The organism is Pseudochelatococcus sp. (assembly GCF_050946405.1).
In the GTDB taxonomy this organism is placed as follows: domain Bacteria; phylum Pseudomonadota; class Alphaproteobacteria; order Rhizobiales; family Beijerinckiaceae; genus Pseudochelatococcus.
In genome coordinates this window covers 212,388-229,158 of sequence record NZ_JBMNUS010000005.1, presented here as the reverse complement: position 1 = coordinate 229,158, position 16,771 = coordinate 212,388, and the positions used below count along the sequence as shown (strand labels likewise).

Genomic DNA, 16,771 nt, shown 5'->3' with positions numbered 1-16,771 from the left:
GCATCACCCCACGATGGACAGCAGAGTCTTGAACAGGTTGTCGACAACGGAAATCAACTGCGCCGACGCCGAAAACAAACGCTCAAGCTCAAGTTGCAGCGCGGTTTCCTCGTTGACATCCACACCACGCGCATTTGAAAGAGACGTCGTTACCAATTGCAAGACAGCTTCACTCGACTTGCCGGCAGCATCCGCCGACTTCCTCTGAGCCTCCACCGAGCTGACCGTGAAGGCGGCATAATCAAGCAGGTTCTTGTCGCCGAGCGCAGTATCCGGCGCATCGAACTGGTTCAACAGCGTGAACAAACGATCGGAAAATGCCGGCGCACTCTCCGTATTGTAGGCATAGTTGATGCCATCTCTCAGACTGTTCGGATCGCCACCCGCTGCGGGATCAACGGCCGCGTTGACAACGATTGTCCTGGCAAGACCGGCAAGATCACCCGCCGCAATCGGCAAATCGACACTGGCCGCACCGTCATAGGAAAAAAGCCCCATGCGATCGGGATCCGTCGCAGCCGGATCGATTTCACGAAACGCCGTGATCAGCCCCAAGGCGAGATTGTCAAGCTGCTCGCCATACTCCTTGGCTACGGTATCGCGCAGCCCCACCAGCCCGACCAGCCGTCCCGATTTCGAGGGCATCGGTGCACCGCTGCCTGTCACCTGTACGCCGTCGATGAATACCTGCTTCGTCGCCGGATCCAATATAACGGTGCGAGCGTTCGTCTCGAAGAGTGTCACGCCGCCATCCGTATACAACGCCACGTCGTTGTTGGCGCGCGTCAGGACGGTGATGCCGACTTCCTCGGACAGTTGGGCGACAAGCATGTCGCGCCGGTCGAGATCGTCCGTAATGTCGGCGCCCGTAGCGCTTCCACGCACGACACGAGAATTCACCTCGCCGAATTCTTTCAGCAACTCGTTGATGCGCGAGACGGAATTACCGATGTCCTGCTCCGCGCCACTCCTCACCTCATCGACGACTTTCGCCGCTTCGTTGAGGCTGGAGGCCAGATCCTTCGCGCCGTTGATCGCCGCACGGGCAAGATTGGCGTCGCCGGGCGCATTGGCATATTCGGTGAGCGCATCATTCAGCGCACCGAGCCGCGCGACGAGCGAAGTCCCCGCGCCCGTGTCGCCGACCGTGTCCGACAGACGCGTCAAGCCGGATAGCAGCGCCTGCTCACGGGTGGAAGCCGACATCGCCTCGATGTAGCGTTCGTAAAGCCGCATGTCGGCCGCCCGCGTCGGCCCGGCAGCGTAAACGCCGCCGTCGTATGTGATCAGAGGCGCGAGTTTACGCGAATAGTTCAGATCGCCGGCGCCGGCGACGTTGCGCGCTGAAACCGAGATACGCTTCGAATTGGCCGATAGCGAAAGCTGTGCGGCATTCAAGGCTGCATTCAGGCTCATAAGCTCGAAACTCCCCCACCGTACCGACGACACTCAACCGAATACAAAAACAAACCGAACCGCGCGGGTCGTGATGCGACCCGCGCAACCCCCGACGACATTCGTCATCGCTTGAGGTTCACCAGAACTTCGAGCACTTCCGCACCCGTCTGGAACACCTTGGAATTGGCGGTGTAATTGCGCTGCGCCTCGATCATGGTCGCAAGCTCCTCCGCCAGATCGACATTCGACGACTCAAGCGCGGAACTGAGCAGGCTGCCGAGCCCCCCCTGATTGGGGAAGCCGACCACCGGATCACCCGATTCATTGCTGACCTGAAACACGCCACCGGAAAGCGCCCTCAGATTGTCGGGACTCGGAACATCGGCGATCGCGATGCGGTACGCATCGATTGCCGAACCGTCCGTCATCTGGAATGTAATGACGCCGTCCGCGCCGATGCTCACGTCATCCACCGCGCTGGGGCCATTGCCGTTGACCTGGGCCGCAATGATCTCGGAGTCGCCCGCAAGCTGTTTGAGACCGGAAATGTCCAGATTAACGGTCTGGCCGCCCGGAATAGTGATATTCGCCGTCAACCCGGTGGCCGGAGTTGCCAAATTGCCGGTAGCGTCGAACGTAAGAGGGGTCGTCCCGAGCACTTCGGCCGCATCGTAGGGGAAACCGCCGCCGTCGGTGCCGTTGAATACGCTAAGCTCCCAAGCCCCGGCCGCCGTCTTCGCAAAATAAAGATCAAGTTTTACTTCACGGCCAACATTATCATAAACGGTCATCGACCACATTGCGGAAAAGGCAGATCCGGCAACGTTATCGGAGGGGAGAGATCCGGCCGGCACAATCGCCGCATCGACAGGCAGCTTCGCCGCAAACACGCCCGCAACCCCGCCGATATTCTGCGTAGGCGTGGCTTGCATATTGATGCTGTTGACGTTGACGCGCTCGCCGCCATTCAGGCTGTTGACCAGGACGCCCGCATCGCTCGCCTGGTAGCCGACCAGATAATATCCGGCCGCATTGACGAGATAACCATCTGCATTCTGCACGAACGAGCCCGCACGCGTCAGGAAACGGCCGCCAGACGAATCCTCGACGATGAAGAAACCTTTACCGCGAATGGCGAGATCAGTCGTCGAGGTTGTGTACGTCGTCCCACCTTCCAGGCTCACCGCACGTCGAACGGTGGTTTCGACGCCACCGGAATTGTAGCTGCCCTTGCCCGACGGCAGAACCAGCGCCGAAAACTCCGTCGACACCTTCTTGTAGCCCGTGGTCGAGGCGTTGGCGATGTTATCGCCAACCGTGCCCAGCCGGTTCGCCTGAGCCTTCATGCCGGACGTGGCGGTCTGCATAATACCCATGGTCAGCTCCATCGCTGAAAATTCGCGCAGGATCAATGAACACCATGTGCCTTGCGCGAGGCTCACCACGGCGAATGAATTGACGGAAAGTTAACGGCACCTATTCGGGACGCAGCGCGTTGGCCAACTCCTGAAACGGATCCTCGCTCATCGGCGCATCGAAATCCTGCCGCAGCGCCTCGTAGATGCGCGGCACGAGCGCCACGGCCTGATCCAGCTCCGCATCGAGGCCCTGTTGATAGCCGCCGACGAGGCGCAGGTCGCGCGTATCCTCGAAACGCGCGATCATCGCGCGCATGCGGCGCAGGAGATTGCGCTGCTCCGGTGTCCATGAAAACGTCGCAAGCCGTGAAATGGAGCTGAGCACGTTGCCGGCCGGATAACGCCCCTGATCGGCAATGCTGCGGTCGAGCACGATATGCCCGTCCAACGTGCCGCGGATGTTGTCCGCCACCGGATCGTTATGGTCGTCGCCATCGACGAGAACGGAAAAGATACCCGTGATCGTGCCGCCACCCTCGACACCCGGCCCCGCCCGCTCCAGCAACCGCGGCAGATCGCTGAACACGCTCGGCGCATAGCCGCGCGCCACCGCCGGCTCCCCGGCCGCCAGCGCGACATCGCGGGCCGCATGCGCATAGCGAGTGACCGAATCCACGATCAGCAGCACGGACTCGCCCAGGTCGCGAAAGTACTCGGCAACCGCCGTCGCCGCGCGGGGCGCCATGCGCCGCATCATCGGGCTTTCGTCACCCGTCGAGACGACGATGATGGCGCGATTGCGGTTCGCGGCGAGCGGCCCCTCCAGAAACTCCCGCACCTCGCGCCCGCGCTCGCCGACCAGCGCCACGACCACCGTATCGAACCCCTTCGCGCGCGCCAGCATGCCCAGCAAGGTCGATTTGCCGACGCCGGATCCCGCGAAAATCCCGATGCGCTGGCCGAAACACAGCGGCGTGAAAAGATCGATCAGACGCACCCCCGTGCGCAGGGGCTCGGTGACGCGCGCGCGGGTGAGCGCCGCCGGCGGCGGCATGTCGACCGGCATCTCCCGGTCGCCGGCGGCAAGCAGGCCGCCCTCGTCGATCGGTTCGCAAAAGGCGTTGAGTACACGCCCTTTCCAACTCGCATCGGGTCGCACCGTCATGGCGCCATGGCGAAACACACCCGCGCCGATACCCGCCTCGATCTGATTGCCGAACGGCTTGATCGTCGCGCCCGCTTCATCGACGCGGACAACCTCGCCCGGAAGCCCGCCACCCTCGAAAACCACGCGGTCACCAAGCCGCACCTGACGGGACAGCCCGGCAACGCGGCAATAGGCAGTCGTCACCTCGCGGATCGAGCCGCCGGCCCGCACGAGCGGAATGTCGCGATCACACGCCAGCACGGCCTCTTCCAGCCGCGCCAGCGTGTTGCGTGGCCAGACGGGAGCAGTGCCCGCACCCGGCTTCGTCCGCTCTTCATCTGCGGATATACGCATCCCGGAATCGGACCCGTCGGGGCTGCGAGATGCATTGGCTGTGCTCATGGATTTCCGATCAGCAAGGATTTCCGATCAGGATGTCGGCCCGAGATCGCGGATAGTCTGGTTCAAGGCGTTCTCCATCGAGCTCGCAGCCGTCGCCGCCTGCTCGAACCGCCTCTGCACATCGATGAGGCGCGTCATCTCGATAACGGGACTGACGTTCGAGCCCTCGACATATCCCTGAACGACGCCGACGCTGACAAAATCCTCCGCCGGCGCGACGGCATTCGCGCTGACCGCGACGGTACCATCGACCGCCCGGTGCAGATCGGCGTCGCCGGCGATCTGGAAGAGCCCGACGACTCCGACGATATTGCCACCCTGCGAGACAGTGCCATCCGCCGCAACCACGATCTCGCCGCCGAGAGGATCGACAGCGAGCGGCGCACCGCCCTGGTCCAGCAGCGAATGGCCGGTAACGGTGACGATATCGCCCATGTCGGTCATCGTCAGCCGCCCGTCGCGGCTGTAGCGCACGCCGGTCGGCGTCTGCACGGCGAACCATGCGTCGCCTCTGACAGCGAGATCGAGCGGATTGCCCGTCTGGGACAACGGCCCCGCCTGCTGCGACAGAAAGGCCTTGCCGCTGCCGGCGAAAGCAACGGGTACCCGACCCGTGCGCGACAGCACGCTCTCGAAAGTCGAGCCTTCAGCCCGAAATCCCGCCGTATTGATATTGGCGACGTTGTTCGCCACCGCCTGCATGTGGCGCTCAAGCGAGATCTGACCGGATAACGTTACATACAGACCTGATTGCATGCTATCCTCAAGACTTTCCAGAATGGTAGGCATACAGCAGATCGTAGCTCAAATCCGCCAACCCCGTACCGCCGTTGAAAAGCGTCAGGATGGGCGCGTTCGCCGCACCTTCTTCCACATCGGCCATCAGCAGGAAGCGCGCTATCAGTTTTTCGACCTTTTCAGGATCCTGAAAATCCTCGATATTAATACGGCTCAATATCATCCGCGCCTGCGCATCGATATCGGCGGTCGCCGTTTCCGAAGGAATGCCGAATGCGGTGCGCACCACCGTCGCCAACCCTTCATCGGCCAGAATGTCGTATGCCGACGTGATCTCGCCGGCCCGGCGCTGGAAATTGAGCGCCAGGCGCACGTTGGTGTCTTCCTTGCCCAGATCGATCTCAAGCGTATGCCGCACATATCCCTTCACGGCCTCGTCGATGTCGCGCACAAGGCTCGCCATAACCGTATTCCCCTTCGCATCGAAGGCAAAAGCCGACTTGAAGGCCAGGAAGTTCTCACGCTCCTCATCGCTCCGGAAATCGATAGCCCGCGTATCGCCCTTCAGGGCCGCGGCGAGCGCATCCTTGTCGCTCAGGATGAAGCGATCCAGATCATAGGCCCGCAACCCCACGGAAAGCACTTCCCAGTTCTTCAACAGATCGTCCACGGTCGCGATCCCGGACAGCCCGGTCAGAAAATCGGAAACATGCTCGTCGACAGACTCCGTCAACTGCGTGCCGACGCTGTAGGCCGCCTCGCGGTACTTGGCGATCACCGTATCCTGATAGTTGACCTTGCCGCCGCTGACGCCGAATTTGAGCCGGAACTGATCGAAGTTCCAGCTCTCCGTCGCATCCTGAAAATCGATCTTTGCGCCCGCCCCCTTGAGCGTCTCCCTCACCTCGTCGATCTGACCGACAAGACGCTCGAGGCCATAGGCCTTCAGGCTGAAGATCAGCGCCGTATCATTGGCCACCAGATCGCTGAAAGAATAGAATCCCGAACCGTTCACGGCCTGCTCGTAGGCGGCGATATCCTCGTCCAAGCGCGCCAGCGCACGATCGCCGGCACCCTTGATACCGTCCCGATAACGCTGCGCCACACCATCGCCGCTGACATACAGGGCCGAAGGCGCCACACCTTCCCCCACGACCAGAAACGCACTCGCCAGATCGAGATACCGGCCGTCCGACAGCCGCGCCGCATAGCCGCCCTCTCCCGTGCCGCCGCTGATAACCTTGCGCAGCAGGGCATACGAGCCCACCAGCTCTTCCATGCCGTAAGCCCTGACGGCAAAGTTATAAATCCCGATGTCGTCGAACAGGTCGTTGACGGACTGAATACCGGAAGCCCCCTCGGTAAAGCGGGCGATCTCCCGCGCGACGACCGGCTCCGCCGCCTTGCGCGACAACGCCTTGTCCAGATCGCGAACAACAACCTGATAATTCAGATACGACGATTGCAGCCCGACCATGGCCAGCCCCCTGCTTTGAAGGACGGTACAGATCCGCGCCAAGGGAAGCCGGAGCCACGACGCCACCTTCGCTTTCGGCGACTTTTACCGCACGAAGCTTGCCCGGAGCTGTCCACGCCCGGCGAGCGCGGCGGCAGACGGCGCGGCCCAGCCTCGCGCAAGCTTGCAGCCCTATCGTGATGCCTCGAAGTATCCGGCAGCCATGGTGATAATCCGGTTATTGCGTTTCCTGCGGCTCTCGAACCGCGCCGTTTCTCTACGTGAACGGGTTCGCGTGACGGGGCCCGCGGAAGCGCCGACTTAATCGCGCGGGAGTTTGTCGATGGGATTTTTCATAGGCCTGCTTGTGGCCGTCGGCTCCATGTTGGGCGGTTTCGTCGCCATGGGCGGTCATGTCGGCGTGATCTGGCAGCCGTGGGAATTCGTCATTATTTTCGGCATGGCGGCAGGCGCCTTCATCGTCGCCCATCCATGGAGCGTACAGATCGACACCGGGCGGGCGACGATGGAGGCCCTGCTTGGCAAGGTGCCCAAGTCCACGGATCATCTCGCGCTGCTGGGCCTGCTGTTCGCCCTGATGCGCCTCGTGCGGACGCGCCCGCGCAACGAGGTGGAAACGCATGTCGACGACCCGGCCAATTCTTCCGTTTTCGCCAACTTCCCCAAGATCCTCGCCGACAACGAGCTGACTTCCTACATCTGCGACTACGTGCGCCTCATCGTCATCGGCAACGCAAGGCCGCATGAACTCGAGGCGCTGATGGACGAGGAAATCGCCACGTTGCGCCGTAACCGGCTGAAACCCTATCATAGCATGAATAGCGTCGCAGAGGGGTTGCCGGCGCTGGGGATCGTGGCCGCCGTGCTCGGCATCATCAAGGCCATGGGCGCCATCGACCAGGCGCCCGCCCTGCTGGGCGCCCTGCTCGGCGCTGCGCTCGTCGGCACGTTTACCGGCATTTTCGCCTCCTACGGCCTTTTCGCGCCGCTGGCGGCGAAGATCAAGTCAACCCGTGAAAAGCAGATGCAGCCCTATCTGATCGTGAAACAGTCGCTTGTCGCCTTCATGAACGGCGCGATGCCGCAGATCGCGATCGAACACGGACGCAAGGCGATCAGCTCCTACGAGCGGCCGTCCATCAACGACGTCGAGAATGAAATGATGTCGCCGGGCCAGAACAAACCTGCGGCGGATGCCGAACCCGAGCAGCAGGAGGCCGCCTGAGCATGAGCTTCGCCCGGACAACTTCTTCCGAGGGCAAGGTGCGCGACCGCCTGCTGGACTCCACCGGCCTGTCTCTGGACAGGCTGCCGATGCTGCATGTCATTTTCGACCGCATGACGACGAGCTGGGTCGAGAGTTTCCGGCACATCGCGGCTTCGCCCGCCTATTGCTCGCTGAGCACAATCGAAAGCGGCCGGATCAACGACATCCTCGAGTTGTACGAGTCGAACGCCATCGCCGGCGTTTTTCAGGCCGTCCAGTGGGACAGTCAGGTTCTCGTGGGCTTTGACCGGGACTTCATCTTCTCCATGGTGGAGGTGCTTCTGGGCGCCGACGACGCGGAGCCGCCGCTTGACGACGAGCGAGCGTTCTCGACCATCGAGATCCGCATCGCCCATATGATTTTCGAGCAGATCGGCAGGGCGCTGCAATCGGCTTTCGCGCTCGTCGCCCAGACACAGTTCAGGCTCGAACGCACCGAAACGCGCATGGACTTCGCCGTTATCGGCAGGCGCAACAGCCCCTCCGTAGCGGCGAAGTTTCTCGTCCAGGCGCTGAATCGCGGCGGCGAAATGTTCGTCATCATCCCGCAATCCGCCTTGACGCCGATGCGCCAGAGCCTCTCCCGAGTTATTTCCAGCGAGCCGACGATCCGCGATCCGCGCTGGAGCAAACAGATCGAATCGGAGGTGCAGCGCGCGGAGGTGTCGCTTCAGGCTGTTCTCGAGAAGCGCTACATGACGCTGGAGGAGATTGCCGGGCTGACCGTCGGTCAGACGATCGAACTGCAAGCCAATCCGCGGACGCTGGTGACGCTCGAAAGCGAGGACGAACCGGTTTTCAGATGTTTTCTCGGCAAATCGGACGGGGCTTACGGCCTGCGGATCGAGGAAATCATTGACAAGAAAAAGGATATCATCGACGACATTCTCTCCCGGTAGTGCATCCCGCCGGGTGGCTATGCCGATCTCAATCCGAAATGCGCTGCGTTCCGACGTTGGACATTTGCAGCGACGGGCCTTGAATACAGGAAAATGACGAAATGTCTCAGGACGCCGACAATCTGGACGCACCGGAACTGGACGATGCGGGACTGGCTTACCAGCGTCACCAGTTTTCCTCCGTCAATGGAGATCATCGTCAGGCTGCGAACGGTATGGAACCGCGTAATTTCGACACGATCAAGCGAATCCCCGTGCTCGTTCAGGTTGTGCTCGGCTCGGCGACAATGCCTGTCGCCGCGCTGATGAAGCTGGGACGAGGCGCTGTCGTGCCGCTCGATCATCGGGTCGGCGAACCGGTGGACGTGGTGGTCAACGGCAGAGTGATCGCGCGAGGCGAGGTCGTGGTCGTCGAGGACGACAATTCACGTTTCGGGGTGCAGCTTACCGAAATCGTCGGGCCGTCGGCTGACGACGCGTCGGCGTGACGCGCCTGCGCATCGCACGCGTTTCGGATGGGAACGGAATCTGCCTCGTCCGTGCCCGGTTTCCCGGCGCGGGAGTCGGTGGCCGGAAACGGCACGGATATCTGGGTGAATCACGATGAGCGTTCAGGAATCGGTTAGCCGCAAAACCGTCTCCCTCAGAAAGGGCGTGGACCGCGTCGCCGCGCTGCTTCTGACCGTCGGCAATCCGGCGGCGGGTCGTTTGCTCAAGCATTTCACCGCGGAAGAGATAAAGCTGATCACCCGCTCCGCCGCGGCGCTGGGATCCATCCCGCCGGAGCAGCAGGAACGTCTGGCGGATGAATTTTCTGCGCAGTTCCAGGTCGGCGCTCACCTGTTCGGCACTGCGCACGAAGTGGAAAAGCTGCTGACGGGTGTTCTGCCGCCGGAGCAGATTTCCGATATCATGGCGGATGTGCTCGGGAATTCCAGTCAGTCGATCTGGGATCGCATCTCCGGCGTGTCGGAGAACATCCTCTCCAGCTATCTCCTGAAGGAGCATCCGCAAACGATCGCCGTCATCCTGTCGCGGGTGAAGCCGACGTGCGCGGCAAAGGTCATGGCGCATTTCTCGCATGAACTGCGCAACAATGTCACCCGGCGAATGCTGGCATGCAAGCCGATCGTCGATGAAGTCATGCGGGTGATCGAAAGCACCCTGCACGAGGACTTCATGACGAATTTCTCGCGCAACATGGGGGCGGATACCCATGCGAAGATGGCCGACATCATCAACAAGATGGATCGGGATCACATGGAGGAGATGCTGCAAAGCCTCGCCAACGACAGGCCGAAATCCGCCGAGATTCTGAAGGGTCTGCTCTTCACTTTCGACGATATCGTGAAGCTGACGCCCGCGGCGCGGTCGAGCCTGTTCGACGCCGTACCGGTCGAGAGGCTCATCATCGCGTTGCGCGGCACGGACGCGAATTATCGGGACGTCATTCTGAACGCCCTCCCCTCCAGGTCGCGGCGTGTGGTCGAGACGGAACTCGCGAGCGGACAGCCGATCCCGCAGCGCGAGGTGCTCGAGGCCCGGCGCTCCATTACCGATCTTGCCCTGGACATGGCGGGAAGGGGCGAAATCGACCTTACCTCCGACGGCGAACAAGATATGTTCGTACAGTGACGTGCGGCGCGTTTTCAATAAATAATTCCGGTAGAAGTGGATATTGCTTTCGCCGGAATTGCATTACGATAAAAAACTGAATCATTTCCGCGTCTCGGTAAAATGTATAAATGCTCTTTAAAAGATATCCCGGCCGCTCTTTTTGCCGGAAGCGTCTTTTTTTGAAAGCGCACGTACTTTCCGAGCAGATGCCTCGAAGCGTTTTTGGAAAGTGACGCGGCGCGTTCCGATCGGACGAGAAAGGTAAGCGCGGCAATCAAGCGGAAGATCGGATAGGTCGATGTCAGAGTCAGAGGATCCGGACAGCAAGACCGAAGAGCCGACCGAGAAGAAGATACATGATGCGATCGAGAAGGGAAACGTTCCCCAATCGCGCGAAATGGCTGTTTTCTTCTCGATCATGGGTATTTGCCTGATACTTTATCTCTTCATTTACAATTCCGTTCTTGTGCTCAGTCAGTTTCTCACGTTCTTTGTCGACGCGCCCGAATCGATCAGGATTCACAGCGGTCAGGATGCGGTTGCATTGCTCCAGCTCGTGGCCGTCAGTGTCGGGGGTTTCCTGTTGCCGATCGTCTGCATCCTCGTTGTCGGGGGCGTTCTGGCGTCAATCCTGCAAAACGCTCCCCGGCTCTCGCCGGAGCGTATCGAGCCCAAATGGTCCCGGCTTTCGATCCTGGCCGGCTTCAAGCGTATCTTCGGCGTTCAGGGTCAGGTGGAGTTCGCGAAGTCCGTGGCGAAACTGCTGATCATTACCATCGTCTGCACCATTCTGCTGAGCTCGGAGCAGCACCACGTTGTGAACGCCATGTTCAGTGACCCCAGTCTGATCCCGGAAACCATCCTGAATCTGACCATGCGCCTGATGTCGGCGATCTGCGTCGCAACGGTGTTGCTGGTGGCCGCGGATCTGGTCTGGTCGCGCTTCAAATGGCGGAAAGACCTGCGCATGTCGCGTCAGGAGATCAAGGACGAGTTGCGCCAGTCGGAAGGGGATCCCCTGATGAAGGCGCGCATGCGATCGATAGCTCAGGATCGGTCGCGCAAGCGCATGATGAGCGCCGTTCCCAACGCCTCGCTGGTCGTTACGAACCCGACGCACTATGCGATTGCGCTGCGCTATGTTCCCGAGGAAGGGGGGGCGCCGGTGGTGCTCGCCAAGGGAAAAGACCTGATCGCGCTCTCGATTCGCGAAATTGCGCAAAAACATGACATTCCGCTCATTGAAGACAAGGCTCTCGCAAGGTCCATGTACGATCATGTCGAAGTGGACCGAGCCATTCCACCGGAATTCTACCGCGCAGTCGCCCAATTGTTCCACTATCTATATCAGCGCAACGGCAACCATGCATCGCCCGCCAGAACGTTACCGACCGGTAAATAAGCGCTCGACGAGAGGCATTTATGAGGCCGAAAGGCTTATTTGCCTCAACATCAAGTCGTTTATAGCAGATCTTTGTTACGTGGATCGATCGTTCCTGATTTCGAGCATCGCCGAGGGTGATCACGATGCCATCAACGACATCGTCGATTCCTCATCCGAGATGTTCTTCAAACCGGGAACGCTCTGCTATGCATTCGGCTCGCGCCTCGCGGAGCGTTACAACGCCGCTCCCGCGGTTTCGCTGGATATGCGATTTTCGCACAAGTTCGTGATCGTGTCGTTCAGCCTGCATCTCGACGACGGCTTTGCCGGTGTGGCGCTGAGAGACGGCGGCTTGCGCTTCAGCAAATCGGCCACCGCCCTCGACCGCCTCTCGGATGCTTTTTTTGACGCGCGGATATACTGCCATGACGATCACGTCGGTGGCGCCCCCGGTGATCCGACGACTTACCGCCTGCACTGACGCCGGAACGACGGCGACAAGGCGCGACAGGTTCGGACAAGGTTAGGGGCGTAGCCTTTCAGTCGAATGGTGAGAAGCATCCTGCGGAGCGGCGCAAGTCGTCCCGCGTGCTTTTGTTTCGAACATGGGGAGCCCCTCCGGCGATAAGCCGGGCAGGTCTTCCTGTACGGGGTTTGGACATGGATCCGCTGCATTTGTTTGATCTCGCGTCGCGAAAAACCGACTGGCTGACGACCCGGCAGGCGGTGATCGCGCGCAACGTCGCCAATGTGAACACCCCTCGCTACCGCGCTCAGGACATAGAGCCGTTTTCAATGGCAATGGACAAGACGGCGCTGTCGCTGGAGACCACCTCCTCGGGTCATCTCGCCCTGTCTTCCGACCAGTTACACGCTGCGCGGGCGCGCAATGAGACGCGCAACAATTGGGAAGTCTATCACTCCGGAAACTCGGTCAGCGTCGAGGAAGAGCTTTTGAAGGCGGGCACCGTGTCGCGGGAATATAATCTGAATACGTCCGTCATCAAGAAATTCCATACGCTTCTTCTCTCCAGCGTCAGGGGGCCCACGTGATCGTCGATCCTCTTTCCAGGCAGGACGACGGCATTACGCTGTCCTCGCGCCTGGCTTCGGCTGCCTTGCAGGCGCAGTCGGTGCGCATGCGCGTCGTCTCGGAAAACATTGCCAACGCCGACGCCACCGCGACAACGCCCGGTGGCGATCCTTATACGCGCAAGACGATCACGTTCAGGCAAGAACTCGATCGCGCTTCGGGCGTCCGGGTGGTCGGGGTGCGTAACATCGGCGCCGACAAGGCCCCTTTCGGCGTGCGCTTCGATCCGGGGCATCCCGGCGCGGACGCGGAAGGTTATGTCAAGGTGTCCAACGTGAACGTTCTCGTCGAAATGGCGGATCTGCGGGAGGCCGTCCGCTCGTATGAGGCGAACGTCCAGATCATCAAGTTCTCGCGTTCCCTCTCCTCCATGACGATCGATCTCTTGAGGAATTCGTGATGGTGATGGCTATCAACGCAATTGACGCATCGGCCGCCTCGGGTGCCGCCAGAGGCGTCACCGGGCTCGCTCAGGCGGGGTCCGCAGGCCCGGCGGCGGCTGGCGGCGCAGATTTCGCCTCCGTGCTCGGCTCCCTCGTTACCGACACGACGACGTCGCTACGGGCCAGCGAAGCCGCAGCCATCGCCGGAATCGAGAGGCGGCTTCCCACCCACACCGTTGTCGAGGCGATCATGGCGGCCGAGCGGTCGTTGCAGACGACACTTGCGGTCAGGGACAAGGTCGTTTCCGCCTATCAGGAAATCAGCCGCATGGCGATCTGAACCCGCCGGAAAGGCGAATGACGCTTTTCCGGCCCGTATCACGACGAAACGGCAGTCCGCATCACGACCGATCACCCGTAATCGGCCCGAGCGGAGGTTGGTGTTGTCAAACTATTGAGTAGCCGTGCATTTCCGGCCTCCTGGAGGCGCACGCCAAGGAAAGGGCATCATGAACATCCTGGCTATCGCCGCGACAGGCGCCCATGCGCAGCAAACGAACGTCGAGGTGATCGCGAACAACATCGCGAACATCAGCACGACAGGCTTCAAGCGCTCGCGGGCGGAGTTCTCCGATCTGCTCTATCAGAGCCTGAGGGCGCAAGGCGTGCCCAACCAGACCACGGACGGGACGATTCCCGAGGGCGCGCGGCTTGGCGTCGGCACCCAGGTGACGGCCATCCGCAACGTTCACAAGCAGGGCTCACTGACCCAGACGGGCAATGAGTTCGATCTCGCGATCGTTGGGCGCGGCTGGTTCCAGATTACCGGCCCCAATGACGAAATTCTCTATACGCGGGCCGGATCGTTCAACAAGAACGAGAATGGCCAGTTGGTGACGCTCGAAGGCTATGTCATCGAGTCGCCCGTCGCCGAAATTCCCGACGATACGGTTCAGGTCACGATCAACGAGGCCGGGCAGGTGTTCGCGCTGCGGGGCGGTCAGGGCGAGCCGGAAGAGCTCGGGCAGATCAACATCGCTTCCTTCGTCAACGACGTCGGTCTGGAGCCTTTGGGCGGCAACCTGTTCCGCGAAACGCTGACGTCGGGTGCGCCGATCGTCGGCGTGCCGGGCGCACCGGGTTTCGGCACGATCAAACAGAACTATCTGGAATCGTCGAACGTCGATCCGGTGAAGGAAATCACCGAGCTGATCAGTGCGCAGCGCGCCTACGAAATGAATTCGAAGGTCATTCAGGCCGGCGACGAGATGCTGGCGACCGTCTCCAAGGGTATCCGCTAGTTTCAGGAATATCCGCCAGCCTGACCGGCGCCCGATGACCCGGCGTCGCAGGTTGGCGGGCATTTCATGCGTTCGATTTGTCGATGAAACCGGAAGATGTCATGGTACGCGGCTGCGCCAGCTTCAGATTTTTCCTCTGCGTAACGGCGATGCTTCTCTGGGCACGGCCGGGCTTGGCGCAGGTGCCGCAAGAGGCGGCAGGCGTGCTGGCGGTGCCGCTCATTACCATTTATCCCGGCGATACGATCACCCCTGACATGGTCGGGGAGCGCGAGTTCGGACAATTGCGGCCGGTGCGTGGCGGTTATGTCGCATCGGCCGGAGTTCTTGTCGGCAAGGTGGCGCGGCGCACGCTGCTGCCGGGCCAGGCCATACCGGGCAGCGCCGTGGAGAATGCGAAACTCGTTCAGAAGGGCGTGCCGGTGCCGCTCGTCTTCGAAGAAGGCGGATTGACGATCACCGCGCTCGCGGCGCCGCTCCAGGCGGGCGAAATCAACGAGACCGTCAGGGCGCGCAACGTCGACAGCGGGTTGATCGTCTACGGAACGGTGCAGGAAGACGGCACCCTTCGCATCGGAGGGATGCCGCGATGATGAGGCTCGTATTGGCGACGCTGCTCGTCTTTCACGCGGGGCTGGCGCTCGCCAACACACGCATCAAGGACATCGTCACGTTGCAGGGCGTCCGGGACAACCAGCTTGTCGGCTACGGGCTGGTGATCGGCCTCCAAGGAACGGGCGACTCGCTGCGCAACTCGCCCTTCACCGAGCAGGCCCTGCAATCGATGCTGGAGCGCATGGGCATCAACGTGCGCAATTCCACCCTGCGCACCCGCAACACGGCCGCCGTCATGGTGACGGCCGACATCCCGGCCTTTTCGGGCACCGGAACCCGCATCGACGTAACGGTTTCGTCCCTCGGCGACGCGCAGTCGCTCAAGGGCGGCACCTTGCTGGTTACGCCGCTGATGGGCGGCGACGGCTTCAATTACGCGGTTGCGCAAGGACCTATCGCCGTCTCCGGCTACACGATCACCGGTCAGGCGGAGAGCGTGACGCAGGGCGTGCCGACAGCCGGGCGCATTCCCAACGGCGCCCTGATCGAACGGCAGCTTCCCGGCAGCTTCTCCGACATCGGGCAATTGATTCTGGAATTGCGCAACCCGGATTTCAATACCGCCGCGCGCATCGCCGACGCGGTGAACCGCTATACGCGCCAGTATTACAAGACCTCCACCGCGTTCGTGCGCGATCAGCGCAGCGTGGTGGTCCAGCGTCCGGGCAAACTGAACAGCGCGCGTTTCATGGCCGCGATCGGCAATCTTCCGGTAACGCCGGATACACCCGCGCGGGTGGTCGTCGACCAGCGCACCGGCACGGTCGTCATCGGTCGCGACGTCAGGATTTCCACGGTGGCGCTGACCCACGGCAATCTCACCGTCCGGGTCACCGAAACGCCGCAGGTCGTGCAGCCGGCGCCGTTTTCCGACGGGATAACCGCCGTCGAGCCGCGTACCCAGATTTCGATGGAGGAACAGAGCGGCGCGCTGGCCATCGTCAGCGGCACGAGCCTCGAATCGCTGGTTCGCGGCCTCAACCAGATCGGACTCAAACCGACCGACATCATCTCCATCCTGCAAACCATCAAGACGGCCGGCGCCCTGCAAGCGGATCTCATCGTACAATGACCCCGACAGAAGCGCTCAAACCCCTCGCCTTCACGCTGTCGCTCCTGGCTTTTGCGGCCGGAGCGCCGGACGCAAAGGCGCAGATGCAGCCATCGGCTCCCGCTGCAGGCCGCGGCGGACCCGCGACGGGCAACCCGCCGCCGCGTCAGGAACCGGCGCGGGGGATTGCGCAGGAAACGACCCAGCCGGCCGCGACGGCGGCCAATCCCTACTGCGCGGCGATCGTGGATGCGGCGGCGGACGCCCGTTTCGCGTGGCAGGCCAAGACGCTGGAAGCGATGCGGCTCGATATCGAGGAACGTGCGGCCAGGCTTGAGGAAAAGCGGGCGGAAACCGAGCAATGGCTCCGGCGACGGCAGGAGTTTCTCGACAACACCGAGGCGCGCATCGTCTCGATCTATGCCCGGATGCGGCCGGACGCCGCCGCCGCGCAGATCGCCGCCATGCAGGACGACGCGGCCGTCGCGCTGCTGTCGAAGATCGATCCGCGTAGCGCCAGCGCCATTCTCAACGAAATGGAACCCGGACGCGCCGCCCATCTCACGGGCGTCGTCACCGGCGTCCTGAAGCGGACCGCCAGGAACAGCGCCGCCAACAAGGCAACGCCATGAAGACGAAGC

Annotated in this window: 18 protein-coding genes; 13 read left to right on the top strand and 5 right to left on the bottom strand. The window is 61.7% G+C overall.

The window, feature by feature from the left end; all coding sequences use genetic code 11:
- Window positions 1-3: 3 nt before the first annotated feature.
- The 5 genes from flgK to ACOYJQ_RS10095 form a co-directional block, all read right to left on the bottom strand.
- Window positions 4-1,416, bottom strand: a complete 1,413-nt coding sequence (flgK, locus tag ACOYJQ_RS10115; protein ID WP_433458122.1) for a flagellar hook-associated protein FlgK — start codon at window positions 1,414-1,416, stop codon at window positions 4-6.
- A gap of 104 nt (window positions 1,417-1,520) precedes the next feature.
- A complete protein-coding gene (locus ACOYJQ_RS10110; protein WP_433458199.1) occupies window positions 1,521-2,786 on the bottom strand; it encodes a flagellar hook protein FlgE in 1,266 nt (421 codons plus the stop codon).
- Between the two features lie 88 nt (window positions 2,787-2,874).
- Window positions 2,875-4,257 carry a flagellar protein export ATPase FliI gene (fliI, locus tag ACOYJQ_RS10105; protein ID WP_433458120.1) on the bottom strand — a complete coding sequence of 461 codons (1,383 nt, stop codon included), beginning with the start codon at window positions 4,255-4,257 and terminating at the stop codon, window positions 2,875-2,877.
- A 75-nt stretch (window positions 4,258-4,332) separates the two neighbouring features.
- The gene (flgF, locus tag ACOYJQ_RS10100) at window positions 4,333-5,061 is read right to left on the bottom strand and encodes a flagellar basal-body rod protein FlgF (protein ID WP_433458118.1); all 729 of its coding nucleotides are present in this window, start codon (window positions 5,059-5,061) and stop codon (window positions 4,333-4,335) included.
- Between the two features lie 7 nt (window positions 5,062-5,068).
- Window positions 5,069-6,520: a DUF1217 domain-containing protein gene (locus ACOYJQ_RS10095; RefSeq protein ID WP_433458116.1), complete on the bottom strand. Its 1,452-nt coding sequence runs from the start codon at window positions 6,518-6,520 to the stop codon at window positions 5,069-5,071.
- A 322-nt stretch (window positions 6,521-6,842) separates the two neighbouring features.
- On the opposite strand from ACOYJQ_RS10095, the gene motA reads away from it, so the two are divergent.
- The 13 genes from motA to ACOYJQ_RS10030 all read left to right on the top strand — a co-directional run bounded on the left by motA (window position 6,843) and on the right by ACOYJQ_RS10030 (window position 16,762).
- Window positions 6,843-7,745 carry a flagellar motor stator protein MotA gene (gene motA, locus ACOYJQ_RS10090; RefSeq protein ID WP_433458114.1) on the top strand — a complete coding sequence of 301 codons (903 nt, stop codon included), beginning with the start codon at window positions 6,843-6,845 and terminating at the stop codon, window positions 7,743-7,745.
- 2 nt (window positions 7,746-7,747) lie between these two features.
- Window positions 7,748-8,686, top strand: coding sequence for a flagellar motor switch protein FliM (locus ACOYJQ_RS10085; protein ID WP_433458113.1), 939 nt, complete (start codon window positions 7,748-7,750; stop codon window positions 8,684-8,686).
- Between the two features lie 215 nt (window positions 8,687-8,901).
- Complete coding sequence (gene fliN / locus ACOYJQ_RS10080) at window positions 8,902-9,174, top strand: flagellar motor switch protein FliN (RefSeq protein ID WP_433458197.1); 273 nt, start codon at window positions 8,902-8,904, stop codon at window positions 9,172-9,174.
- A gap of 115 nt (window positions 9,175-9,289) precedes the next feature.
- A complete protein-coding gene (locus ACOYJQ_RS10075) occupies window positions 9,290-10,321 on the top strand; it encodes a flagellar motor switch protein FliG (protein WP_433458111.1) in 1,032 nt (343 codons plus the stop codon).
- A 280-nt stretch (window positions 10,322-10,601) separates the two neighbouring features.
- On the top strand, window positions 10,602-11,705 hold the full coding sequence (flhB, locus tag ACOYJQ_RS10070) for a flagellar biosynthesis protein FlhB (RefSeq protein ID WP_433458110.1): 1,104 nt from the start codon (window positions 10,602-10,604) through the stop codon (window positions 11,703-11,705).
- The gene (locus tag ACOYJQ_RS10065) at window positions 11,668-12,168 is read left to right on the top strand and encodes a hypothetical protein (RefSeq protein ID WP_433458109.1); all 501 of its coding nucleotides are present in this window, start codon (window positions 11,668-11,670) and stop codon (window positions 12,166-12,168) included. The genes flhB and ACOYJQ_RS10065 overlap by 38 nt, the downstream gene beginning before the upstream one ends.
- A gap of 179 nt (window positions 12,169-12,347) precedes the next feature.
- Complete coding sequence (flgB, locus tag ACOYJQ_RS10060) at window positions 12,348-12,740, top strand: flagellar basal body rod protein FlgB (protein WP_433458108.1); 393 nt, start codon at window positions 12,348-12,350, stop codon at window positions 12,738-12,740.
- Window positions 12,737-13,180, top strand: a complete 444-nt coding sequence (gene flgC / locus ACOYJQ_RS10055; protein WP_433458106.1) for a flagellar basal body rod protein FlgC — start codon at window positions 12,737-12,739, stop codon at window positions 13,178-13,180. The genes flgB and flgC overlap by 4 nt, the downstream gene beginning before the upstream one ends.
- Before the next feature lie 5 nt (window positions 13,181-13,185).
- Window positions 13,186-13,503 (top strand): flagellar hook-basal body complex protein FliE, encoded by a 318-nt coding sequence (locus ACOYJQ_RS10050; protein ID WP_433458105.1) that lies wholly within the window; start codon window positions 13,186-13,188, stop codon window positions 13,501-13,503.
- A gap of 169 nt (window positions 13,504-13,672) precedes the next feature.
- Entirely contained in the window at window positions 13,673-14,464 is a 792-nt protein-coding gene (gene flgG, locus ACOYJQ_RS10045; RefSeq protein ID WP_433458103.1) for a flagellar basal-body rod protein FlgG, read from the top strand.
- 101 nt (window positions 14,465-14,565) lie between these two features.
- A complete protein-coding gene (flgA, locus tag ACOYJQ_RS10040) occupies window positions 14,566-15,057 on the top strand; it encodes a flagellar basal body P-ring formation chaperone FlgA (RefSeq protein ID WP_433458102.1) in 492 nt (163 codons plus the stop codon).
- Complete coding sequence (flgI, locus tag ACOYJQ_RS10035) at window positions 15,054-16,151, top strand: flagellar basal body P-ring protein FlgI (protein ID WP_433458101.1); 1,098 nt, start codon at window positions 15,054-15,056, stop codon at window positions 16,149-16,151. The genes flgA and flgI overlap by 4 nt, the downstream gene beginning before the upstream one ends.
- A complete protein-coding gene (locus ACOYJQ_RS10030) occupies window positions 16,148-16,762 on the top strand; it encodes a MotE family protein (RefSeq protein ID WP_433458099.1) in 615 nt (204 codons plus the stop codon). Before flgI ends, ACOYJQ_RS10030 begins: the two co-directional genes overlap by 4 nt.
- Window positions 16,763-16,771 lie beyond the last annotated feature (9 nt).